We start from the raw sequence: 24,910 nt of genomic DNA, 5'->3' as shown, positions 1-24,910 counted from the left end.
TAGTCAAATAAAAACATAGAAAGATTATGCAATACCGTTCCCTGACTTTCGAAGAAATAGATACACTGGAAAGAAATAGCTGCTGGGCTGAAGACTGGAGCCGAGTTGAGGTTGCAGAAGAGGGCTTTCAAGCAAAATATTTCCACCGAGTTATGTTTTATGGAGATATCCGTTTAGGTAGCTTCCAAAAGAATATAGAGATCGCAAAAGACTTCGTCAAGCACTCTGGAATCAATGATGCTACGCTCCGTAATGTCACTGTGGGTGACGATTGTCTGATTGAAAAAGTCGGGAACTACATAAATAATTACACCATCGGTAATGACTGTCTTATCTCCAACATCTCTGTTATGGAGACAACAGAGGGAGCAAGCTATGGAGAAGGGAATCTGATTTCGGTTCTAAATGAGGTTGGTGACGGTAATGTCATACTCTTTCATGATCTTAACAGTCAGTTTGCAGCCTTTATGGTGAAGCATTTTAACAACAAAGATCTCAAAAATGCTATCCGTAGACTCGTCTCCGAGGAGATTGCACGAACCAATCCAGAACGTGGAACAATTGGCAATAACGTTAAAATCATCAATACAAGAGAGATTACCAATACTATCATACAGGATGATTGTGAGATATCCGGAGCCAGCAAACTGAGTGATTGTACCATTCTCAGTTCCGAAAATGCCAGTGTCTTCATTGGAACTGGAGTCATCTGTGAGAACTCTATCATCTCCGATGGGTCAAGTATCATCAACAGTGTAAAGATGCAAGACTGCTTTGTTGGTGAGGCTTGCCAGATAGCAAATGGGTTTACGGCATCACAAAGTGTATTCTTCGCTAACTCTTTCATGGCAAACGGCGAGGCATGTGCTGCTTTTTGTGGACCATTCTGTGCCTCTCACCACAAGAGTTCACTCATCATTGGAGGTATGTTCTCTTTCTATAATGCTGGTTCAGGAACTAACTTTTCAAACCACGCATATAAGATGGGGCCTATGCATTGGGGTATTCTTGAGAGAGGAACCAAAACAGCAAGTGGAAGTTACCTACTTATGCCGGCAACAATTGGAGCCTTCTCTGTCTGCTTTGGTAAGTTAATGCACCATCCGAACACGACAGCACTCCCCTTCTCTTACCTCATTGCGGAGGCAGACAAGATGTTTCTGGTCCCTGGACGTAACATAACTACTGTAGGACTCTATCGCGATATACGTAAATGGCCACGACGTGATATGAGACCACAACACTCTCAAAAGAGTATAGTAAACTTTGATTGGCTATCACCTTTTACGGTTGGAGAGATACTTAGAGGAAAGAAAATCCTGGAGAATCTACGGCAAGCAAGTGGTGATAATGTATCATCCTACAACTATCATGAGTATGTCATCAATGCTTCTAGCCTGCGAAAAGGTATTAAATATTACGATATTGCATTACGCATCTATATGGGTGCAGTCTTGAAACGTGCACACAAATGGGGCTTTTTTGGTAAGCCAGAGACAGAGATTGGCCTTGGGAAATGGGATGATTTATCAGGTTTACTACTCCCTGCTAGTGAAGAACAACGGCTTATTGATGAGATTAAAGACGGCACCTTAGAGACTATTCAAGAGGTTATTGACCGCTTCCACGAGATAAATGACAACTATCGCGTCTATCAATGGGCTTGGACCTATCGCATGATATTAGAATATTATGGGATAAAAGAAATCACAGCAGAAGATGATGCACGTATCAAGAAAGATTATATAGAGGCTCGACGCGCATGGATTGCCGAGATTCGCAAGGATGCAGAGAAGGAATTTGAAATGGGTGATGTAGAGAGAGAGGTCTTCGAGTCATTCGTTAACAGCCTTGATCACGAAGTAGATTTTGAGAATTAGCATTTCTTACCTTATTTATAATATAAAGAACTGATATGAAAAAACATTTTTTTAACTATTCCCTCATCAAGGGATTCTGCATAGGAGCACTGCTTCTATTGGCGACTCTGCCAGGTTTAGCACAACACTATCAATACGAAAGTGTGCCCAATGACCCTATGCAGACACGTATCTACACACTAAAAAACGGCCTAAAGGTCTACTTGTCTGTTAACAAAGAGAAGCCACGGGTACAGACTTATATAGCTGTACGCACTGGTTCACGTAATGATCCGAAGGAGACTACGGGTCTGGCACATTATTTAGAGCACCTAATGTTCAAGGGAACTACTCATTTTGGATCATCAAATATTGAGGCTGAACGCCCCTATCTTGATTCAATAGAAGCACGTTTCGAGCAGTATCGACACATTACCGATCCTAAAGCACGCAAGAGATGGTATCATCAGATTGATTCAATCTCACAACTTGCAGCCCGCTACAATATCCCTAATGAGTATGATAAGATGATGACTGCCATTGGAAGTGAAGGGACAAATGCTTACACGTCCAATGATGTAACATGCTATGTAGAGAATATCCCATCTAATGAGATTGACACATGGGCTAAAGTTCAGGGAGATCGCTTCCAGAATATGGTAATTCGTGGATTCCACACGGAGCTTGAAGCTGTCTATGAGGAGTATAATATTGGTCTCTCGAGTGACTGGCGTAAGATGTATGCTGCCCTGTTTGCAAAATTATTCCCGACTCATCCTTATGGGACCCAAACTACTATCGGGGTCGGTGAGCACCTGAAAAATCCTTCAATAGTAAACATCAAGAACTATTTCCATAAATATTATGTTCCTAATAATGTTGCAATCTGCCTCTCAGGAGACCTTGATCCTGACAAGACAATTGCAACAATTGAGAAATACTTTGGAAGTTGGAAGCCAAGTACACACATCGATGTACCACAATTTCCAGCTCAACCTGCTATTACTGCACCGATAGATACTACCGTAATAGGCAAGGAAGCACCCATGTTTTTCATGGGATGGCGTGCGGAAGCAGCTAACTCTCAACAGATTGATACACTTGAAGTAGTTGCACAACTATTATCTAATGGACAGGCAGGTCTCTTTGATCTTGACCTCAACCAAAAGCTTAAAGTACAGAATGTAGGAGCGGGAGTATCTGATTTAAATGACTATTCCGTCTTCTATATATACGGACAATCTAAGAAAGGACAAACATTACAAGAAGCACGTAGCCTTGCGCTAGCAGAAGTTGATAAACTCAAGAGAGGTAATTTCTCTGATGATTTATTACCATCTATCATCAACAACTACAAACGTTATTACTATACAGAACTTGATAAGAATCAGTTCCGTGCCAAACAATATGTTGATGCCTTCATCAACCACAAGGATTGGAGGCTGGAAGTTGGTAAAATCAATCGAATATCAAAGATAACAAAAGCCGAAATAGTAAAATTTGCCAATAAATTCTTTGGTAATAACTTCGCTTGTGTATACAAAGAGCAAGGTAATGATACTACTATCAAAAAAGTAGAGAAACCTTCTATCACTCCAATTCCAACCAATAATGACAAGCATAGTGCATTCTTGGAAGAGATCGTGAATGCAAAGACAACTCCTATTCAGCCGCATTTTGTTGATTACAAGCGTGATCTTACTAAGTCAACTACCCGAAAAGGACTACCTGTACTCTACAAACAAGATACGTCAAATGACCTCTTTACGTTGTGTTTTGTTCTCCCATTCGGTTCAGAGAACACTCCAAAACTCAGCTATGCAGTTGGATATCTTGATTATTTAGGTACAGACAAGCTCTCCAATGAACAAATCAAGCAACAATTTTATAAGCTTGCTTGCGACTATAGTATAACAGAAAGGAGTGATTGTTCCTATATTACGCTAAACGGTCTGAACTCAAATCTTCCACAAGCACTTACCTTACTCAACAATTTACTCAATAATGCGAAGGTGGATAAACAGGCTTATAACCTTTATGTCGAACAGATTCTGAAATCACGTAGCGATAATAAGGCCAATCAAAGTGCAAACTTCTATGCTCTAAGGGACTATGCTTCATACGGGGAATACAACCCTACACGCAACATACTCAGTGAACAAGCTTTAAAAACTATGAATCCTCTGGAGCTATTAACGCTTCTGAAGAATCTAAAGAACTATAAGCAGACTGTACTTTACTATGGTCCCTCAAGCCTAAGTACCATAGATCAGCTTATCAGTAAGACTATCCAGTCGCCAAAGAAATTCGTTTCACCCCCGACAGCAAAACGTTATACAGAACTGACAACGCCAAAGAATGAAGTTATAATTGCTCCATACGATGCAAAAAACATCTATATGGTACAACTTCATAACGAGAATCAAGAGTGGTCAGCAGACCGTGCACCTATCATAGCACTCTTCAATGAGTATTTTGGAGGTAGCATGAATGCTATTGTCTTCCAAGAACTTCGTGAAGCAAGAGGGTTAGCTTATTCTGCCTTTGCCAAATATAACGAGCCTTATCGTCTGTCTGACAAGGAAGACTTCTACACATACATCATCACACAGAACGACAAGATGATGGATTGTGTACATGAATTCAACAAACTTTTGGACAACATGCCAGTTCGACAAGCAAACTTTGACCTCGCAAAACAAAGTCTAATGAAGAGTTTAGCATCTCAACGTACAACAAAGTATGCTATTCTTACATCTTATCTTGCAGCACAACGTTTAGGTATAGACTACTCCTTGAGTGAGAAGATATACAAAGCTCTTCCAGCCCTACGACTGAAAGATGTTGTTGACTTCGAAAAGAAGTATATTGCAAACAAGCCTTTTAAATATATCATTCTTGGTGACGAGAAGGAATTAAACATGAAGGCTTTAGAGAAGATAGCTCCTATCAAGAGGGTTACAACAGAGGAGATATTTGGATATTAAAAGACAAAAGAAGATAGAAAAAGAATAATTAGCAAAGCAAAGACAAAGGGAGTAAAGGGTAAGGACAGACTCCTAAGCTGTACAGGTACTTATTCCTAAGCTCCCTTCTAACTGCTTTAACTCCATTTACGACAAAGAACAAAATACAAAAACATAGTAAAAACATATAGAACAACTCCGCAACACTCTGCAAACACAGAGCAGACGGGAAATTAAAACATTATGGCTGAATTCAAATATGCCCCAATGTTCCAATTGGGCAAGGATGACACCGAGTACAGATTGATATCTAAAGAAGGTGTCAGTGTCGGTGAGTTTGAAGGTAAAGAGATTCTGAAAGTCAGTAAAGAAGCACTAACCCTGCTGGCACAAGAAGCTTTCCACGACTGTGAGTTTATGCTCCGCCGCGCTCACAACGAGCAAGTAGCAAAGATTCTGACGGACCCAGAAGCTTCAGAAAATGACAAGTATGTTGCTCTGCAGTTCCTCCGCAATGCGGAAACAGCAGTAAAAGGCGTACTACCCTTCTGTCAAGACACGGGAACTGCCATCATTCATGGTGAAAAAGGACAACAGGTTTGGACAGGATTCGAGGACGAAGAGGCTCTTTCACGTGGTGTCTATAACACTTTTACTGAAGAAAATCTCCGTTATTCGCAGAATGCTCCTTTAACAATGTATGATGAGGTGAATACCAAATGTAACCTTCCTGCACAGATTGATATCGAAGCTGTTGAAGGTGAAGAGTATCGTTTTGTCATGGTGGCAAAGGGTGGCGGCTCTGCAAACAAGACTTATTTCTACCCAATGACCAAGGCTACAATCCAAAATGAAGGTACATTGATTCCTTTCCTCGTTGAAAAGATGAAGAGTCTTGGTACTGCAGCATGTCCTCCTTACCACATTTGTTTTGTCATTGGAGGAACATCAGCTGAAAAGAATCTACTAACCGTAAAGCTCGGTAGTATCAAGTACTATGATAATCTACCTACTACAGGAGATGAAACTGGACGTGCTTTCCGTGATATAGACCTTGAAGAAAAACTTCTTAAAGAAGCACACAAGATTGGACTTGGTGCACAATTCGGTGGTAAATACTTGGCACATGACATCCGTGTTATTCGTCTGCCACGCCACGGAGCAAGCTGTCCTATCGGTATGGGAGTAAGCTGTTCTGCTGACCGTAACATCAAAGCAAAGATCAATAAAGATGGTATTTGGCTTGAGAAGATGGATACAAATCCTGGAGAACTTATCCCTGAGGAATATCGTAAGCCAGGAGAAGGTACCAAGGGTATAGAGATCGACCTCGATAAAGGTATTGATGCTGTGCGCGCTGAACTGACAAAGTATCCAGTTTCAACACGTGTAAACTTGAATGGAACCATTATTGTTGCCCGTGATATCGCCCATGCAAAACTCAAGGCACGCTTGGATGCAGGCGAAGACTTACCACAATACTTCAAGGATCACCCTATTTTCTATGCCGGACCAGCAAAGACTCCAGAAGGATATCCATGTGGTTCAATGGGTCCAACAACGGCAAATCGTATGGACCCATACGTTGATGAATTCCAAGATCACGGTGGATCTCTTGTAATGCTTGCAAAGGGTAACCGTACTCAGGTTGTCACTGATGCGTGCAAAAAGCATGGTGGATTCTATCTTGGTACAATCGGTGGCGTTGCAGCTGTACTCTCACAGAGCAGTATCAAGAGCATTGAATGTGTTGAATATCCAGAATTAGGCATGGAAGCAATCTGGAAAATTAAAGTAGAAGACTTCCCTGCTTTCATCCTTGTAGATGATAAAGGACATGACTTCTTCAAGGAATTGAAACCTTGGACAGGTTGCGATTGCGGAAAATAATACTCCCCTAGAAAATAAAAGGGACATTTTCATAAGGTAACAAATGGTATGAGAGAAGGACTATATCCGACTTTCATACCATTTTTATGTATACACCTGAAGCCAAGAAGCCTTCTTATAAGACATCACCTACATATTACACACATTCAGTATAAAGTGAATTTAGCGAAACAGCCTATATATATAATAAGGTGTAAAAGTATTCAAGGGAGAATAAGAAAATAAAAATTGTAAGGAGTAAAACAAACTTACACATTGAAACACATAAGAATGTAGGAGGTAAGAGAAAATCATCTTTTTATAACTTTGTAATCAAAAGATTATCAAACAGTTACAAGCAGGCTTCTAAAAGGGCACCTTTTACCATGCAAAAGGGCGTCTTTTATACCTCAAAAGGGCATGTTTTACATTGCAAAAGATGCCCTTTTAGAAAGTAAAAGATACTCTATTCAAACTCTAATAGTTATTTTATTTTACAAACATAAACCTTACCCCGATGGCAGATAGTAAAAAAGAAAAAAACTCAGAAGATAAAACCGGATCTCAAAAGGCAAAAAAGAAAGGGGGCTAAGAGTAAATATAGCAAGGATAAATAACCATAAATGTTTAGGATAAAACCTACTTCTGTTTCAGATTCATTTGTTAAATTTGAATAATCAAAATACCTGCACAAAGATAATATAGTTGTGCAAACTCTTTAATGGTATCACTTTGTTTATGCAAGGTTACAATATGTACCTAATAAAGTAAGCTGATGCCAAAATTAACTCATACTCTTCCATAATTGGTTAAAAGCTGTATTAATAATGTTTATATATGTTAATTAATCTATGTCAAGTATGTGATATTAGAAAATGAAATGTTATATTTGTAGGCACAAAACCTAAATAGAACAAATAACACCCAAATAATAAAGACAATTACACTGCAATAATATTGCAGTTATTCCTGAATCGTATAATATTAACAAATACTTAAACACGAATGAGAAAAGGAAAAATTTTACAAGTAAGTGTTTTCTTATCTTGCTGTTGTTTGAATTCCTTTGCCTATAATATCAGTATGTCTGATAATATTGGTAAACAAACTGCAAGCATCGTTAAGGCTGCGGCCTTAAAAGACTTAGGAACACAACAATCAAGTGACAATGTGAAAGTTACCGGTACCGTCGTTGACAATACTGGTGAACCAATCATTGGTGCAACAGTACGAGTAAAAAACTCACAAAGTGGTACTGCTACCGATCTTGATGGTAAATTCACACTAAGTGTCCCTAAGGGTTCTACACTTATTATTAGCTACATCGGAATGCTAACTCAAGAGGTCCAAGTCACAGGTGCTGCTGATTTGAAGATCTCAATGAAAGATGAAGCGCATAAGATTGATGAGGTTGTAGTAACAGCCTTGGGTATCAAGCGCTCTGAGAAAGCTTTGAGCTATAATGTACAGAAAGTCGGAGGTGACCAACTAAGCGCTGTTAAGAATGTTAACTTCGTAAATAGTCTGAACGGTGCAGTAGCTGGTGTGAACATAAATGCATCTACCACAGGTGTTGGTGGTCCTACACGTGTTGTTATGCGTGGTACTAAATCAATCACTGGTGGTAACAATGTACTTTACGTTATCGATGGTGTGCCAATGCTAAATAAGAGTGGTGGTGACATCGGTGGTGGTAGATACTCAAGCCAACCAAGCGGTGAAGGTATTGCAGATATTAACCCTGACGACATTGAGAGCATCAACGTTCTTACAGGTCCTTCTTCTGCAGCCCTCTATGGATCAGCTGCTGCAAATGGTGTTATTATGATTAACACTAAACGTGGTGCTGAAGGAAAGGTAAGACTTGCTGTATCTAGCAGCATGGAGTTCTCTAATCCATTCGTTATGCCTGAGTTCCAGAACACTTATGGGAACAAAGCTGGTTCCTTCGAGAGTTGGGGTGATCGTCTGGCAACGCCTTCTTCTTATAACCCTAAGGACTTTTTCAAGACTGGACATAGCTACATCAATTCTGTAACTTTGACCACAGGAACAAAGACGAATAAGACTTACGTCTCTGTTGCAACAACCAATGCAACGGGTATTCTCCCAAATAACAAATATAACCGTTACAACTTCTCAGTTCGTAACACCAGTGATTTCTTGAATGATAAACTACATCTTGATGTAAGTGGAAGTTATATTATTCAGAATACACAAAACATGTATCGTCCAGGAGAATACTACAACCCATTGCCAGCAGTATATCTTTTCCCACGAGGAGAGGACTGGTCAGCGGTACAACTATACAAACGCTATGATGCATCTCGCAAGTTTGCGACACAATACTGGCCTTATGGCGATCAGGGTATGCAGTTACAGAACCCTTATTTCATTGTGAATGACATGATGACACCAACCGATCGTAAGCGTTACATGTTCATGAGTAGTCTGAAATACGATATCCTCCCATGGTTAAACGTAGCTGGTCGTGTACGTGTTGATAACACAAATACAGAGTCAGAGAGTCGTTTCCATGCAAGTGGACAGGGTCTTCTCTATGCGGGAACTTATGGAAATGGTATCTATAACCATTCACAGAGCATTGACCAACAGACATATTTGGACTTAATGTTCAACATTGATAAAGCCTTTGGAACAGACTATCGTTTGACAGCTAACCTTGGAACAAGCTTGGAAGACTATCGCTCAAGTGGTGTTGGCTTTGGTGGTCCTATCTTAAAAGTTCCTAATCTATTCTCAGCTGCAGCACTTGACCCAGTCAATGCTATCCCAAACGAGACTGAATTCCGCAAACGCAATACTGCCATCTTTGCCAGTGCAGAACTTTCTTGGAAAGACATGTTATTCCTTTCTATGACAGGACGCAACGACTGGAGTTCACTATTGGTTAATGCAAAGGAGCCTTCATTCTTCTATCCTTCTGTTGGTTTATCTGCAATCGTAACTAAGATGGCTAAATTACCAGAGTTCATTTCTTTCATGAAAGTTAGAGGCTCTTACACAGAAGTAGGTTCTCCTATTCCAGATCGTTATCGTGGTATTACACGTGGTACTATCACCTACCCTATCGTTAATGGTATCCCATCTACACGTACGATTATGCCTTTCTATGATTTCAAGGCAGAAAGAACAAAATCTTATGAATTAGGTTTGGACTTAAGAATGTTTAATAACCGTTTGAACTTTGACTTCACATGGTATCATTCTAATACTTACAACCAGACTTTCTTGGCTGAGCTTTCAGCAACCTCACCTTATTCAGGTCTTTATATCCAGGCAGGTGATATTGCTAACTCAGGAGTTGAAATGTCATTAGCTTACAATGATAAGATCGGAGCTGTTGACTTTGAGTCACGTTTGGTTTATAGCCGTAACGTAAACAAGGTGAAGAAACTTGTACATAATTACAACACAGGCATTGATAATCAAGTTATCAACTTCACAGAGACGTCAGCAGGTGGCGGATACATCCGTGAAGGAGACAGCATGGGTGATGTTTATATTACTAAGGTGCTGAAGCGTGATGCAACAGGTGCTATTGCTGTGGCAGCAGACGGCAGTCTTTCATCTATGGATCTTCCAAATGGAGAACGTTTGAGAATCGGTAATACGAACCCAGACTTTACCCTTGGATGGAGAAATAATATCTCATGGAAGGGTTTGAACCTCTCATTCCTCATCAACGCACGTGTCGGTGGCATTGTAACATCAGAGACACAAGCAGTGCTTGACCAGTTTGGTGTATCCAAAGCAACGGCAGATGCACGTGACCGTGGCTATGTAGAGGTAGCAGGTGGACAGCGTGTAGACCCACAGAAGTATTATGAAGTAGTTGCTAACCAACAGCTATTAGGCTATTACTACTATAGTGCAACCAACGTACGTCTTCAGAATGTTAGTCTTACATATACATTACCAAAGACATTACTTGGACAAGGTTGGCCTGGTATTACTGTAGGATTTATTGCAAACAACCTATGGATGATTTACAACAAGGCTCCATTCGATCCTGAAATTGCAGCATCTACTGGTACTTATGGTCAAGGTAGTGATTATTTTAGTGCACCAAGCTTAAGAAATATCGGCTTTAGCTTGAAACTAAACTTCTAAATTATAAAATATATGAAACGAAATATCAAATCTATTATATGTGTTTCAGCCCTCGCTGCAACACTCTTCACATCATGCCAGGCTGACTTTGAGTATATCAACCGTGATGCTCTGCAGCCTACAGAAGCCCAATTGGAGCAAGATAACCTCAATGTTGGTGGTTTTGTTACTTCCTTTGAAGAGAGTATCTTCCCTGTAGGATCTTCGGGAACAGGTTATGTTAACGATTATCAGATTCCTTACACACTAGCAGGTGCATGCTGGATTGGCTATATGGCACCTGCTCAAAACAAGTGGGTTGGTCGTGGTTTCCCAAGCTTTGCTTTGAAACCTTGGAGCCAGTATACTTATAATGTAATGGCTGGTAATGCCTTCCGTAACTTCCTAGACGTTAAGAAGCGCACGGCTAATGATCCAGAAGGATTAGCAATAGCACAGATTATCAAGGTCGCAGCAGTTCACAAAGCAACAGACACTTTTGGTCCTATTCCTTATACTAAGGCAGGTATCGCTGGTGCAACAACAGCAGAATACGACTCACAAGAAGATGTCTATAAGGCAATGTTAAAAGACTTGGATGATGCTGTACAGACTCTTAACAATGGTGGACACGATGTATTCCCTAAATATGATATCATTTACGAAGGTAATTATACTAAATGGTGTAAGTTTGCAAACTCTCTGATGCTTCGTTTGGCTATGCGTATTGTCTATGCAAACCCAACGTTGGCACAGCAATATGCAGAGAAAGCAATTAACAACCCTTATGGAGTGATCGATAATATGAAGGATGCTGCTCAACTTTCAAAGGGAGCTGGTGTTACATTGAAGAATCCTTTGGTTATTATCAATGGTAGTTATAATGACGTACGTATGGGTGCAGAAATCTCTTCTTACCTTAAAGGGTACGATGACCCACGTATTAGCAACTACTTCGTGAAGGCAAAGAATAACGGAATAGAAGGCTATTATGCTGTTCGTACGAACATTCCAAGTACAACAGATTACTTAGATAAGACAAAGTCATCATCTCTTAACGTACAGGATGGTACTCCTGTATACATTATAAAAGCATCTGAAGTCTACTTCTTGCGTGCAGAAGGAGCACTTCGCGGATGGAATATGGGTGGAGAAACAGCACAATCTTATTATGAGAAAGGTATTGCAACATCATTTGAAGAGAACGGATTGAGTTCTGCACAGGCAACAGCATATGCTGCAAACAGCACATCTGTTCCTGCAAACTTCGTTGATGCACTCCATGCTGAGTACAATGCTGCAGCTACTTCTACCATAACTATCAAATGGCAGAGCAGTGATAGCTTCGAAAAGAACTTAGAAAGAATTATCACACAGAAGTATCTCGCTATCTACCCTGATGGTCAAGAGGCTTGGTCTGAATATCGTCGCACGGGATATCCACGTATTTTCCCTGCAGTTCTAACAGCTACAGACTGTGATGTAGATGGCAATCTGCGTCCAACTCGTATACCATATTCAAATGATGAGTACACTAAAAACTTGGAAAATGTGAAGAAAGCTGTCTCATTACTCAATGGTCCAGACAATGGTGCCACACGTGTTTGGTGGGATAAGAAAGTAAAATAACCCTTAAAAGATTATTCAAATGAAGAAATATTATATATTCAGCCTATTCATATTGCTCTTCTCTGCTGTAAGTTGTAGTGACTGGACAGAACCCTCTGCAAAGAACATTGATGAGCTTTTAGCTGATGCTGATGCTGCCCAAGCAAAGGCACACGAGGCGTATCTCGCTAATTTACGTGCCTATAAAAAGACAGATCACCAAGTCACCTTCGGGTGGTTTGGTGGCTGGACAGGTGAAAGTCCTGCATCACGTTGCCTATATAACCTCCCAGACAGTACCGATTTCGTATCACTGTGGGATGGTTTCTCAAACCTTACACCTGCACAACAGGCAGATTTGAAGCGCGCTAAGGAAGTAAAAGGCATTCGTGCTTTGGCATGTGCTCTACTCTTTGACATAGGAAAAGGTGTTACACCTGCACAGCCTAAAGAGTCAAAGGACAAGGGTGAGACATGGGAACAATACAACCACAACTATTGGGGATGGGTTGATGGTGATGAAACTAAGATCAATGAGGCCATTGTTAAGTATGCAAATGCAATATGTGATACTATTGACAAGTACGACCTCGACGGCTTCGACTTAGACGCAGAACCAAACTATGCACAACCATTCCATACAACTAAAGAGATGTGGAAGAATGACCGCATGAATCTCTTTATCCGTACAATGGGTAAACGCATAGGGCCAAAAGCAGAAACAGAAGAAGGAAGAAAGAAGCTATTGGTTGTTGATGGCGAGCCTTATTGGTTCTCTGCAGACATGGCTTTGTACTTCAACTACTATATCCTTCAGGCTTACAGTTGTCGTTCCTATGAAGATCTGGACAATCGTCTTGGAGCTCTTATTACGCAATTCTCTTCAAAACAGACAGAAGAGGAAATTGCAAAGAAGCTCATTGTAACAGAGAACTTCGAAGCTTATTCTGCCGCAGGCGGTGTAACTTATACCACACGTGACGGCAAGCAGGTTCCTTCATACATAGGTATGGCAATGTGGCAACCTAAAAAAGGACGTAAGGGCGGTATCGGTAGCTACCACATGGAGAAAGATTATGCAGCAAGCCCTGTCTATAAATACCTACGTCAAGGTGTACAGCTAATGAATCCAGCTATCAAATAATAAAACAGAAATAAGATGAAACATATATTTAAATTCTTAGGAATCGCTACCTTAGCATGTCTTACTTGGTCATGTGCAGACATCGATAAAGACGAGGTAGGTGATGAAAGTAAACTGCCAAATGCAGTTTATATTGAAGGCGCAGACGTAAATCCTGTTACCAAACTTACAGTTGATGCTACTGGTGGTAAGAGTTCCTTCACAGCACGAGCAGCTAATAAGTTAGGTTCAAATGTTACTTTGAAGTTCGCTATCAACGAAAAAGCATTAGAAAAATACAACGAACTGAACGGTACACATTACAAGCTCTTACCTGCTAAATATTATAGTCTCTCTGCAGAGAACTTAACAATCAGTGCTAACAACATCTCTAATGGATCTATTGATGTAAACGTAAAACCATTAGATAACGAACTGGATGCCTCAACAAAGTATGCTATCCCAGTAAGTATTGCTTCTGCAGAAGGTGGTAGTTTACTAAACTCAAGCGTGACAAAGATATTCGCTATAGACCGTGTTCTCTATACATCATCTTTAAGACAGAATGGTTTCTACCTTAAGACAACCTTCAATCCACCTTATACTAACTTACAGGAGTGGACTCTGTCATACGCTATTAAGCTCGATCAAAACAAAGATAACCAAGCTGTTCTGTCACCAGACTTCTACTCACGTGTTACTGCTGACGGTGGTTTACAGATGAAGGTAGGTGAAACTGATGACCCTAAAGCCTTCGCTAAGACTAAGTTACAGCCTGGTAAATGGTACTACATAGCATGGGTTTACAACCGTCAACACGTAAAATGCTACATCAATGGTACACTTGATACAGAGTTTGATGTACCAAAGGTTGAGACTTTCACCAAGCTGAATATGAGTTGGGGAGCTTTCGTTGGTTACGTACGTGAGATCCGTCTCTATGACAAAGCACTCTCAGCTTTCCAAGTTATGGATAACCTTTACATAGAGACTCCTGAGAATCCGAACTTACTTTTCTATGCGCCATTAGACAAAAATACTGGCATAAAGGATGTATCTAAGAATCATCATGCTATCAAGGTATACACAGCAGGCTCTGACGATGCTACTGAGTATAACCAAAGCCTGATTACATGGCAGGATGAGAAGTTCCCAGAATAACTTTTACTAAGACGTAAATTAAGATGAAAAGATATATATATATTATCGCACTTGCTTTCGCAGCTACAACTTTCACCAGTTGTAGCCACGATTACAACTATGATGGTGAGTATGACATACCTGGCTATTTCCATGGTTCAGACCCACGTAATAACCTGGTTCATTTCTCAACTAATGTTGTAAAATATGACAATCCATTCTCTGCAGACATTCCTTTAGGTGAGGATAGTCATGCTTTCACCCTGAAAGCGAACATTAGTCGTACTCTTACTAAGGCAGCTAAGGTTCAGATTGCTCTTGCAGCTGATGCTCCTTTGCTCTCTACAACCTATAACGATTATCAGGTAATCTCAGCTAATCAGGTTGTATTACCTAACAATGGGGCTTTCGAATTCAACACCGAGACAACCCAAATTGACATCCCTGTGACCGTAAATGGGCTCACTAAGATGAATAAGCCAACAGTTGTCCCTATCCGAATTACTCCTGCAGACGGAGAACTGGGAAGCCCTCAGACGGTTAAGGAAGACTACGCTTACATTGTCATTACTCCCAAAGATGTGTGGGAAGTATATCTTGACGAGGCAGATCTCTCTGTAAAACTTGATGGAAGCAACACGACATACGTTGGAACTCCAAGTGTAACTGTTTTGTTCACAACAGATAGTCTGATGACTGCAGACTGTGAAGTTGGTTTAGAGCGTGATAACTCTCTGTTCCAAAATGAGGGTAACAAGAAGCTCGCACCAGAAGGTATAGAAGTAACCTCTAAGGTGAATGCAAAGAACCAACAAGAGATTCAGACAACTGTTCAGCTACAACATCCAGAGAAGTTCACTGCTTCTGGTGAGTATGTTCTTCCTATGCGTGCCGTCTACTACGATAAAGATGGTAACAAACACTACATCGCAAACGGAAAGGTACTCATCCCTATCAATGTTATAGATGCTCGTTTCGCACTCTCATCTTCAGAGCCGAGCGGTACGGAGATTAGCAGTTCAGACTTCACCCTTACCCTTTCTCCACAATTAAGATATGGTTCAATAGAAGACTTGACTGATGGAAACACTGAAGATTATGACTATTTAGCCCAAGGTGTTTCAGATCTTACTATTGATCTCAAACAAACGGAGAATGTAAAGGGTATTAAACTGGGAATGTTTATCAGCAGTATGTACAACTATTACCCAGAGTATGTCAAGGTATATGGTAGTACTGACGGTACCAACTGGACTCCAATGTCAGATAAACTCAATCTCAATCAAGTTACATGGAACAACATCAACGCTACGAAAACAGTCAACGTACGTTACCTGAAGATAGAGTTCCACGTATCAGATGCCTTTGGTTCACTGACAGAAGTCAAAGTCTTCAAATAAGAAACAACGTGTAAGTATTAAGCAACCTGCGGGTAGTTACTTGCATTACATATAACTCCTGAGCCTTCTCATAGGCTCAGGAGTTTTGTTTTATATGCCTTGCTGCGTTCTGGGACAATGTCGTTTTTAGTTTTTACTATAAGCATGTGCTTCAGGCTGGTACACCTTCTTCTGTTGTAATTTGCATAAACTATTCTATTATTGTATGCATAAACCTTCATCAATAATTATTTCTCCAATTGCTATATGACTAAAACTAAATATATAGAAGGTACGGTACTTCCCAGTAAATCCCTCATCATATAGAACATTAAACCGTCAGATAAATCTATATAACAGACGTAAAGATAATGCTTCATATATAGAACAGAAGTATTAGAGTAGTATGAAAGGGATATAATATGGAAGGTTTAGCCGTCTGTTTATAAAGCACAAGTTCTTGTAAGCACTCACATCAAGAACAATCTGTAAAGCTTTTCACACTCCATATCACAATATCCTATAATTACAGACAGACTACAAACGATAATACAGCTCATCCCCTATTGTGATATCAGAGAAAGAAACAAATAAGAAGAAGAGAGGATGTGTCTATCTTGACACATCCTCTTAAAACATTAGTCATACCATAAGGCTACATGACAAAGCCACTAATCAGGACTAAAGTCCGAGTGGCTACTCAGCCAAACGATACAATCCAATTTCAGAAATGGTAGGGATTTCACGCACCTGATCAATAACTAAGCGTATTTCTTTAGCCTTACACATAGGGAATCTCAACAGGCGTTTGTGCCCTATGGTCGTACCCTGCGTAACTTTCTGCCACTTACCATTAGCATCCTTCACCTCTAAGAAGAAGTGCTCTACGCGTTGTCCACTCCGAATATCCTCCTGAACAGAAAGTACATCAAAGCTGATAGCATTCTTCAGCTTAAACAAGAACACTGCTTTACCCTGACTCATATTGGGTCTAACAGATGTATCATAGTCACCATCTATAACATCAGAAGCCTTACCTTTTAAGAGTTTGCATGAGACATTGGCATTAGCTAAAAGATTCTTCGTAAACGTAGCATCATACAACTGACGGAAACCACGAAGGTTTTTTACATCAACATCTGCAAACTTACCGGCTTTATTGGGTGGGACATTCAATAACAAAACACCATTCATACCAACGGAAGTGAAGTATATATCCATCAACTCCTTTGGAGTCTTCACCTTACTGTCTTGGTCTTCATGATAGAACCAACCTGGACGAATAGATACATCAATCTCTGCAGGATACCAAATGAGCGACTTAGCTTTCTCAATTACCTTACGACTACCAAGATCCTGCCCCATCATGTCTCCTGCCGGCACTGTCAACATCTCCTTCTGTGAATTCTCTGCTATGGCCTCTTGATTAAGATTCTCCTTTGGAACAACACTCCATTCCATCTCTCTTCCACGACCAGTCTCCGTTCCAACCCAACGGACATCAGGTCCCATGACAGCTATTACAGCATCAGGTTGCAACTTCCGAATAAGACTATACCAACGAAGAAAGTCGTAAACTTGCTTCTTTCCATTCGGTCCTTCACCACAAGCACCATCAAACCAGACCTCACTTACCTTACCATACTGTGTCAGTAGTTCAGTCAATTGCTTCATGAAATAGTCATTATATTCCTCTGTTCCATACAGTTTTGAATTACGATCCCACGGAGAAAGGTATATTCCAAATGACATTCCGTACTTCCGACAGGCATCACTCACTTCACGTACCACATCTCCTCTCCCCTCTTTCCAAGGAGAATGCTTCACACTATAGTCCGTATAAGCTGATGGCCATAGGCAAAAGCCATCGTGATGTTTACAAGTAAGAATAGCACACTTGAACCCTGCAGCTTTCAATTCGCGTATCCATTGATCAGCATCAAGTGAAGAAGGATTGAAGATTGCAGGGGAGTCCGTCCCTTCACCCCATTCCTTACCTGTGAAAGTATTCATTCCAAAATGCAAAAATGCAGTCAGCTCCTGCCTCTGCCATGCAAACTGGCGCTTCGAAGGCACTACATTTGCAGCCTTCCGTACAATCTCCGATGGTGAATCAGACGGATTGATAACGACGTAATTCTTATTTTGTGCCTTGACAGAAGAGTAAGATAATAATAAGAATAACCACAGACAGGAAGTCAAAATAGTCGACCTGAATAATCTAAGATTAGTTTTTGATTGCATAATATTTAGGTAATAATGGGAAATACTCCCCTAATTTAACTGTACAAAAATATACATTTTCATTGAGAAAAACGAATGTAATCACAATAAAAGGTACCTAATGAGTCCGAGATACTATAAACGAACCAAGCACACTACATAGATATACATCATACCAAAGAGCTATCCTTATATACCTATAGAACATATAAGTTCTGAAGAATACATTTCCCATCTTTTGTAAAGAAAAGTCCTCTTCCTTTTTCAAAGACCATCTTTCACATGTCAAAAGGGCACCTTTTGCATTGTAAAAGATGCCCTTTTGACATGTAAAAGACGCCCTTTTAAGGTGCAAAAGATGCCCTTTTACAAGCCTACATGTAACCATCTGGTAATGTGCAGGTTACAAAACTAAAGAAAAAATATTTTCTCTCATCCCTCTTTTTTCACTGTAATTTTATTTTACCACACATTATATGCCAGTTCACCCAGCTTCTTCTGTATTCTTCTACATATTACACCAATATAGTTTTTCCCCAAAAGCTTAGTATCTACAATGCTATATTCACTTGATTCTAGCTTGAAATACTATTTCCATTTTTCCTTTATTATAGCACAAAAGGAAACTAAATCTCAGGGGCTGTAGTCCCTCAGAGCTTATACAGAAAGGGAATACAGAAAGCAATTAATAAGGTAAATTAAAGTTAAATACTTGTATAAATATAAGTAAAAGTGTATCTTTGACTGTTATTTTTTTAAAACCCTATAGACAAATGAATCTTTGCGCTAAGAACCTAACGACAAAAAGCCCGAAAGAGAAGCGTTCTATCAATCCTGCAGCATGGGTCCCTACCCTCTATTTTGCAATGGGCATGCCTTTCGTTGTACTAAACATGGTTAGTTCACTCATGTATAAAGGCATGGGCGTATCCGACAAACAAATTGCATTCTGGACTTCCCTCATAATGCTTCCTTGGACTTTAAAGCCCTTATGGAGTCCTTTTCTTGAGATATACAAGACTAAAAAGTTCTTTGTTGTTCTCACACAATTACTCACAGGAATACTCTTTGCACTTGTAGCATTTGCACTTCACCTCCCCTCTTTCTTTGCAATAACAATCGCAATCTTTGCCGTTATTGCCTTAAGTGGTGCAACTCACGACATAGCAGCAGACGGAACATACATGTCTGTACTGTCAAATGAAGAGCAAGCTCGCTGGATTGGATGGCAAGGAGCTTTCTACAACGTTGCAAAAATAGCTGCAACAGGTGGGCTGGTATATCTCTCTGGTATCTTCATTACACATTTTGGAGTAACAAGAGCGTGGATGTTCATTATGCTTATCATAGCTGCTATAATGATAATTGTTGGTATTTACCATTACTTTATATTACCAAGTACACAGAAACCTGCATCAGGGAACCCGATAACCCTTCGTCAGTCATTGCATGAGTTATTAGAGGTTTTCAAGGATTTCTTTACCAAACGCCACATTATATATTATATATGTTTCATCATTCTATATCGCTTCGCCGAAGGCTTTGTTATGAAGATTGTACCTCTTTTCCTCAAAGCACCACGCACAGAACAAGGATTAGGATTGAATGAAAAAGAAATTGGACTTTGTTATGGTACCTTTGGAGCCGCAGCATTCGTAATCGGCTCAATCCTTGCAGGCTATTATATAGCTTGGAGAGGTCTTCAAAAGAGTCTATTCTCCTTAGCTTTGGTCTTCAATATTCCTTTCATAGCTTACACTCTTTTAGCTATTTATCAACCCAATAGCCTTTGGTTAATTGGTACAGGTATAACCATGGAGTGGTTCGGTTATGGCTTTGGCTTTGTCGGCTTGTCATTATTCATGATGCAACAGGTTGCTCCAGGCAAACACCAAATGGCACATTACGCTTTCGCAAGTGGGATAATGAATCTTGGAGTTATGATTCCTGGTATGTTAAGTGGCTTGGCCAGCGACTATCTGGGCTATCGTCACTTCTTCATTTTCGTTTTAGTATGTACTATTCCAGCACTACTAATCACCTGGTTCGTACCTTTTACCTATCCAGATACATCTAAAAATAACAAAGAAAATAATTAAAAACTAATGATATGAGATTAATCATAGAACCTAATTACGAGCAACTATCCAAGTGGGCAGCCAATTATGTTATTGAACGCATCAATGCTGCCAAGAACAATACTAAGCCTTTCGTGCTTGGTTTACCAACAGGATCATCACCAGAGGGGATGTATTCCGAATTGGTAAAAGCCTATAAAGAAGGAAGAGTAAGCTTCAAGAATGTTGTTACATTCAATATGGATGAATACGTTGGACTACCTGAGAGCCATCCACAGAGCTATCATTCTTTCATGGCAGAGAACCTCTTTAATCATATTGATTGTCCTAAAGAGAATATACATATCCTTAATGGCAATGCAAAAGACTTACAAGCAGAATGTCAACACTACGAAGACATGATTCGCGAGGCTGGTGGTATCGATCTGTTCCTTGGCGGTATCGGTCCTGATGGACACATCGCTTTCAACGAACCAGGTTCTTCTCTCCGTTCACGTACGCGTATCAAGACATTGACTTCTGACACACGTATAGCCAATTCACGCTTCTTTGACAATGATCCAGAGAAGGTTCCAGCTCATGCTTTGACGGTAGGTGTCGGTACAGTCATGGACGCAAAGGAAGTACTTATACTTGTTAATGGACATCATAAGGCGGAAGCTCTACGGGCTGCAGTAGAAGGTGGCATTACCCAGAAGTGGACAATCAGTGCACTGCAGATGCATGAACACGGCATTATCGTTTGTGATGAGGCTGCTACAGACAAGTTAACAGTCGAAACATACAAATACTTTAAAGATATAGAAAAGGAGAATCTGTGATGAAACTAAATCTAAGTTCAAAGATAGTACTCAACCAAATTCCAGAAGAATTCTATCATCCAGCAACCGCAATAGAACGCTCTGAGATTACACGTTTTGAGAAAGTACCTACGGATATATTCCCAACTATCGAAGAAGGTGCCATAGATATTGCCAATCAACTTGAAGAAGGAATAAAGAAAGCAGCTCAAGAAGGCAGGAAGTTTATCATGGGTATAGGCTCAGGATCATCCCTTACTCCTATTTTTCAAGAGCTTATAAAACGTTATGAAGCTGGGGAATTGAGCTTCAAGGATGTGGTGATTTTCAATGCTTATGAGTATTTTCCACTGAATGCAGAGAATGTAAACCGAAGCATTAACCAGCTAAAGGGACGCTTTCTGAACCATATTGACATCAAAGCAGAGAACATCTATACTCCTGACGGAACCCTTCCCCAAGACGAAGTGCAAGAATATTGTCGTCAATACGAACACTTGATAAAGGAATTAGGTGGTATGGACGTTATCCTTCTGGGTATAGGTCGTATGGGGAACATTGCAACCAACGAACCAGGATCAAGTCTAACGTCTACTTCCCGACTCATCCTTATCGATGAAACAGCACGAGAAGAGATGAAAATGAGTTTTGGTTCACAAGAGACAGTGCCCCCATGTTCCATCACAATGGGCATTGAAACCATTCTCTCTGCACGTAAAATATTCCTCACAGCATGGGGTGAAGAGAAAGCAGATATTATCAAGAAAACTGTTGAAGGGAAGGTTACCGATGCTGTTCCAGCTTCTTTCTTGCAGACACACAACGATGCACACGTTGTCATAGACCTACCTGCTGCTGCTAAATTGACACGTATTCAGCATCCATGGCTCGTTGCTTCATGCAAATGGACAGACAAACTGGTACGTTCAGCACTAGTATGGCTATGCCAGATAACAGGGAAACCAATTCTGAAACTTACTAACAAAGATTACAACGAGAATGGTCTAAGTGAACTCCTTGCATTATATGGCTCTGCTTATAATGCAAATATTAAGATTTTCAATGACCTTCAACATACTATTACAGGATGGCCAGGAGGTAAACCTAATGCAGATGACACTTATAGACCAGAACGTGCGAACCCTTATCCAAAGAGGATTATCGTCTTTTCTCCGCACCCTGATGATGATGTTATATCTATGGGAGGTACGCTTCGCAGGCTTGTTCAGCAGGGACATGACGTACATGTAGCCTACGAAACATCTGGAAATATCGCCGTTGGAGATGAAGAAGTTGTACGATTCATGCACTTCATCAATGGCTTCAATCAGCTTTTCGGCAATGAACAAGATGAAATCATCAAAGAAAAGTATAAGGAAATAAAGACATTCTTGCAAAGTAAGAAGGAAGGAGACATAGATAGTCAGGATGTACGGACCATCAAAGGACTCATTCGTCGTGGTGAAGCACGCACTGCTTCAACCTTTAATCAGATACCTCTCGACCATGTTCACTTCCTTGACCTACCTTTCTATGAGTCAGGAAAGATAGAAAAATTACCAATGGGTGAGGCTGATGTGAACATAGTAAGAAACCTTATAAGTACTATACAGCCACATCAAATCTATGTAGCTGGCGACTTAGCCGATCCACATGGTACTCATCGCAAGTGTACAGATGCTGTTCTCGCAGCACTCGACATGGAGAAAGAAGCAAAAGCAGAGTGGCTTAAAGACTGTAGAGTATGGATGTATCGTGGCGCATGGGCTGAATGGGAGATTGAAAACATTGAGATGTGCGTACCAATCAGTCCTGAGGAACTTCGTGCAAAGCGTAACTCTATCCTTAAACACCAAAGCCAAATGGAGAGTGCACCATTCCTTGGGAATGATGAACGACTCTTCTGGCAGCGCTCAGAAGACCGCAATCGTGGTACAGCTGAGCTCTATGACAAACTGGGATTAGCTTGCTATGAAGCTATGGAAGCCTTCGTAGAATACAAAGTATAGCACGCTGATACTACATAACTATAAACAACTTATGTATAAGAAGATTCTATTAATAGTGTCTTTCTGCATGTTCCTGCTTCAAGCAGGAGCTGCAGAAGCTGACTATAACGTGATTCCTCAACCTCAACAAGTTACTCTAACAAAGGACAAACCTTTTAACTTATCACCAAATGCACAGATTATTTGTCCTTCAACAGACGAGTTGATGCTGAAGAATGCGCAATTCCTCTCTGATTATATAAAGGAAACAACTGGACTTTTGCTTACGATAAATAAGAATCCAAAGCCGAAAGTTCCATCCATCTTCCTTGTTATAGACCCTAAAATACAAGGAGATGAAGCATATAAGATTAATGTTACGCCACAAAAGGTAGTTATCAGTGGCAGAACTTCCGCAGGTGTATTCTACGGTATACAGACTCTCCGTAAGTCATTACCCATTCTACGCCCAACAGAACATGAGCCAGTCTTACTGCCTTCAGTAAGTATTGCAGATGCTCCAAGGTTTCCTTACCGTGGAATGATGCTCGATTGCTCACGCCATTTCTTCCCTATAAGCTTCGTAAAACGTTTCATAGACCTCATAGCATTACACAATATGAACGTCTTCCACTGGCATCTGACGGATGATCAGGGCTGGCGTATTGAGATAAAGAAATACCCTAAGCTAACTGAAATCGGCTCAAAGAGATCAGGAACAATAATGGGACACAACTCTGATGTTGATGATGGACAACCTTACGGAGGCTTCTACACACAACAAGAGGCAAAAGATATTGTTGAATATGCACGCCAACGCCATATCACAGTCATACCTGAAATTGATATGCCTGGGCACATGAAAGCTGCACTTGCAGCTTATCCAGAACTCGGATGTACTGGTGGCCCATACGAGGTTGGCCATGCTTGGGGCGTATATAAGGATGTGTTATGCCTCGGTAATGAGCAAGTTTACAAGTTTGTACAAGATGTTATTGACGAGATGGCAGCAATTTTTCCATCCAAATACATCCATATAGGTGGCGATGAAACTCCTACTGTGCGTTGGAAAGAGTGTCCTAAATGTCAAAAGCTTGCTGCTGAACAACACTTATCCGCTAATAAGCTACAGGCTTACTTCACGAATCGAATCGAAAAGTATATCAACAGTAAGCAGAGAGAGATTATTGGATGGGATGAAATCCTTGATGGAGAGATTAATCCAAGTGCCACTATCATGAGTTGGAGGGGTATTGAACCTGGTGAACGTGGTGCTAAATTAGGACATGATGTGATCATGACCCCTACTTCCCATTGCTATTTCGACTACAAACAGAATGAAAACGAAGACACAGAACCCGAAGGACAACATCAATTAATTACTGTTGAGAAGGTTTACAGCCTTGATCCTGCACCAGCAAACATGCCTGCAGAGAATAGGAAGCATATTCTTGGGACACAGGGCAACCTTTGGTCAGAATACATAGCCTATCCTAACCGAGCTGAATATGCTGTACTTCCACGCATGGCAGCCCTTAGTGAGGTTCAGTGGACACAACCAGAAAAGAAAGACTTTAGCAACTTCAAGGTACGTGCAGACCATATGGCAAAGATCTATGATCTCTATAAATACGTCTATGCACTCCAACTTTGGCCAGACCGATTCAATCATAATAGATCCGAATGGTAAAGAAGAACCTTCCAATTAAAAACCTCATGAACAAAAAAAGCTTCACCCTCATATTACTCTTGGCAGCAGTATCT

Annotated in this window: 13 protein-coding genes; 12 read left to right on the top strand and 1 reads right to left on the bottom strand. The window is 40.5% G+C overall.

The window, feature by feature from the left end; translation table 11 throughout:
* Window positions 1-26 precede the first annotated feature (26 nt).
* From ACZ48L_RS00225 to ACZ48L_RS00190, 8 genes are all read left to right on the top strand, one after another.
* Entirely contained in the window at window positions 27-1,880 is a 1,854-nt protein-coding gene (locus tag ACZ48L_RS00225) for a DUF4954 family protein (RefSeq protein WP_025791585.1), read from the top strand.
* A gap of 35 nt (window positions 1,881-1,915) precedes the next feature.
* Window positions 1,916-4,846: a M16 family metallopeptidase gene (locus tag ACZ48L_RS00220; protein WP_314694219.1), complete on the top strand. Its 2,931-nt coding sequence runs from the start codon at window positions 1,916-1,918 to the stop codon at window positions 4,844-4,846.
* A gap of 222 nt (window positions 4,847-5,068) precedes the next feature.
* Complete coding sequence (locus ACZ48L_RS00215) at window positions 5,069-6,715, top strand: fumarate hydratase (protein ID WP_008822203.1); 1,647 nt, start codon at window positions 5,069-5,071, stop codon at window positions 6,713-6,715.
* Window positions 6,716-7,699: 984 nt separating this feature from the next.
* Entirely contained in the window at window positions 7,700-10,828 is a 3,129-nt protein-coding gene (locus ACZ48L_RS00210; RefSeq protein ID WP_008822201.1) for a SusC/RagA family TonB-linked outer membrane protein, read from the top strand.
* 12 nt (window positions 10,829-10,840) lie between these two features.
* On the top strand, window positions 10,841-12,436 hold the full coding sequence (locus ACZ48L_RS00205; RefSeq protein WP_025791582.1) for a RagB/SusD family nutrient uptake outer membrane protein: 1,596 nt from the start codon (window positions 10,841-10,843) through the stop codon (window positions 12,434-12,436).
* A gap of 19 nt (window positions 12,437-12,455) precedes the next feature.
* Window positions 12,456-13,559, top strand: coding sequence for a glycoside hydrolase family 18 (locus tag ACZ48L_RS00200; RefSeq protein WP_025791581.1), 1,104 nt, complete (start codon window positions 12,456-12,458; stop codon window positions 13,557-13,559).
* Window positions 13,560-13,574: 15 nt separating this feature from the next.
* Window positions 13,575-14,699 (top strand): DUF1735 and LamG domain-containing protein, encoded by a 1,125-nt coding sequence (locus ACZ48L_RS00195; RefSeq protein ID WP_025791579.1) that lies wholly within the window; start codon window positions 13,575-13,577, stop codon window positions 14,697-14,699.
* Window positions 14,700-14,722: 23 nt separating this feature from the next.
* Window positions 14,723-16,078, top strand: a complete 1,356-nt coding sequence (locus ACZ48L_RS00190; protein WP_025791577.1) for a discoidin domain-containing protein — start codon at window positions 14,723-14,725, stop codon at window positions 16,076-16,078.
* A 675-nt stretch (window positions 16,079-16,753) separates the two neighbouring features.
* Here ACZ48L_RS00190 and ACZ48L_RS00185 read toward each other — a convergent pair.
* The gene (locus ACZ48L_RS00185; RefSeq protein WP_025791576.1) at window positions 16,754-18,301 is read right to left on the bottom strand and encodes an alpha-L-fucosidase; all 1,548 of its coding nucleotides are present in this window, start codon (window positions 18,299-18,301) and stop codon (window positions 16,754-16,756) included.
* A 752-nt stretch (window positions 18,302-19,053) separates the two neighbouring features.
* Here ACZ48L_RS00185 and ACZ48L_RS00180 point away from each other — a divergent pair.
* The 4 genes from ACZ48L_RS00180 to ACZ48L_RS00165 are packed head-to-tail and all read left to right on the top strand — an operon-like array spanning window position 19,054 to window position 24,836.
* The gene (locus tag ACZ48L_RS00180; RefSeq protein WP_025791574.1) at window positions 19,054-20,379 is read left to right on the top strand and encodes an MFS transporter; all 1,326 of its coding nucleotides are present in this window, start codon (window positions 19,054-19,056) and stop codon (window positions 20,377-20,379) included.
* Window positions 20,380-20,390: 11 nt separating this feature from the next.
* Window positions 20,391-21,179 carry a glucosamine-6-phosphate deaminase gene (nagB, locus tag ACZ48L_RS00175; protein ID WP_008822193.1) on the top strand — a complete coding sequence of 263 codons (789 nt, stop codon included), beginning with the start codon at window positions 20,391-20,393 and terminating at the stop codon, window positions 21,177-21,179.
* Window positions 21,179-23,167, top strand: coding sequence for a glucosamine-6-phosphate deaminase (locus ACZ48L_RS00170; RefSeq protein WP_219493199.1), 1,989 nt, complete (start codon window positions 21,179-21,181; stop codon window positions 23,165-23,167). Before nagB ends, ACZ48L_RS00170 begins: the two co-directional genes overlap by 1 nt.
* A 31-nt stretch (window positions 23,168-23,198) precedes the next feature.
* Window positions 23,199-24,836, top strand: a complete 1,638-nt coding sequence (locus ACZ48L_RS00165) for a beta-N-acetylhexosaminidase (protein ID WP_025791571.1) — start codon at window positions 23,199-23,201, stop codon at window positions 24,834-24,836.
* Window positions 24,837-24,910: the final 74 nt, after the last annotated feature.

The organism is Prevotella histicola (genome assembly GCF_055385135.1).
This window is presented reverse-complemented; position numbering and strand designations above follow the sequence as displayed.

Excerpts from the sequence above, each read along its gene's own strand:
- ACZ48L_RS00225 (WP_025791585.1), top strand. The coding sequence starts at position 27 with ATGCAATACCGTTCCCTGACTTTCGAAGAAATAGATACACTGGAAAGA.
- ACZ48L_RS00220 (WP_314694219.1), top strand. The coding sequence starts at position 1,916 with ATGAAAAAACATTTTTTTAACTATTCCCTCATCAAGGGATTCTGCATA.
- ACZ48L_RS00215 (WP_008822203.1), top strand. The coding sequence starts at position 5,069 with ATGGCTGAATTCAAATATGCCCCAATGTTCCAATTGGGCAAGGATGAC.
- ACZ48L_RS00210 (WP_008822201.1), top strand. The coding sequence starts at position 7,700 with ATGAGAAAAGGAAAAATTTTACAAGTAAGTGTTTTCTTATCTTGCTGT.
- ACZ48L_RS00205 (WP_025791582.1), top strand. The coding sequence starts at position 10,841 with ATGAAACGAAATATCAAATCTATTATATGTGTTTCAGCCCTCGCTGCA.
- ACZ48L_RS00200 (WP_025791581.1), top strand. The coding sequence starts at position 12,456 with ATGAAGAAATATTATATATTCAGCCTATTCATATTGCTCTTCTCTGCT.
- ACZ48L_RS00195 (WP_025791579.1), top strand. The coding sequence starts at position 13,575 with ATGAAACATATATTTAAATTCTTAGGAATCGCTACCTTAGCATGTCTT.
- ACZ48L_RS00190 (WP_025791577.1), top strand. The coding sequence starts at position 14,723 with ATGAAAAGATATATATATATTATCGCACTTGCTTTCGCAGCTACAACT.
- ACZ48L_RS00185 (WP_025791576.1), bottom strand. The coding sequence starts at position 18,301 with ATGCAATCAAAAACTAATCTTAGATTATTCAGGTCGACTATTTTGACT.
- ACZ48L_RS00180 (WP_025791574.1), top strand. The coding sequence starts at position 19,054 with ATGAATCTTTGCGCTAAGAACCTAACGACAAAAAGCCCGAAAGAGAAG.
- nagB (WP_008822193.1), top strand. The coding sequence starts at position 20,391 with ATGAGATTAATCATAGAACCTAATTACGAGCAACTATCCAAGTGGGCA.
- ACZ48L_RS00170 (WP_219493199.1), top strand. The coding sequence starts at position 21,179 with ATGAAACTAAATCTAAGTTCAAAGATAGTACTCAACCAAATTCCAGAA.
- ACZ48L_RS00165 (WP_025791571.1), top strand. The coding sequence starts at position 23,199 with ATGTATAAGAAGATTCTATTAATAGTGTCTTTCTGCATGTTCCTGCTT.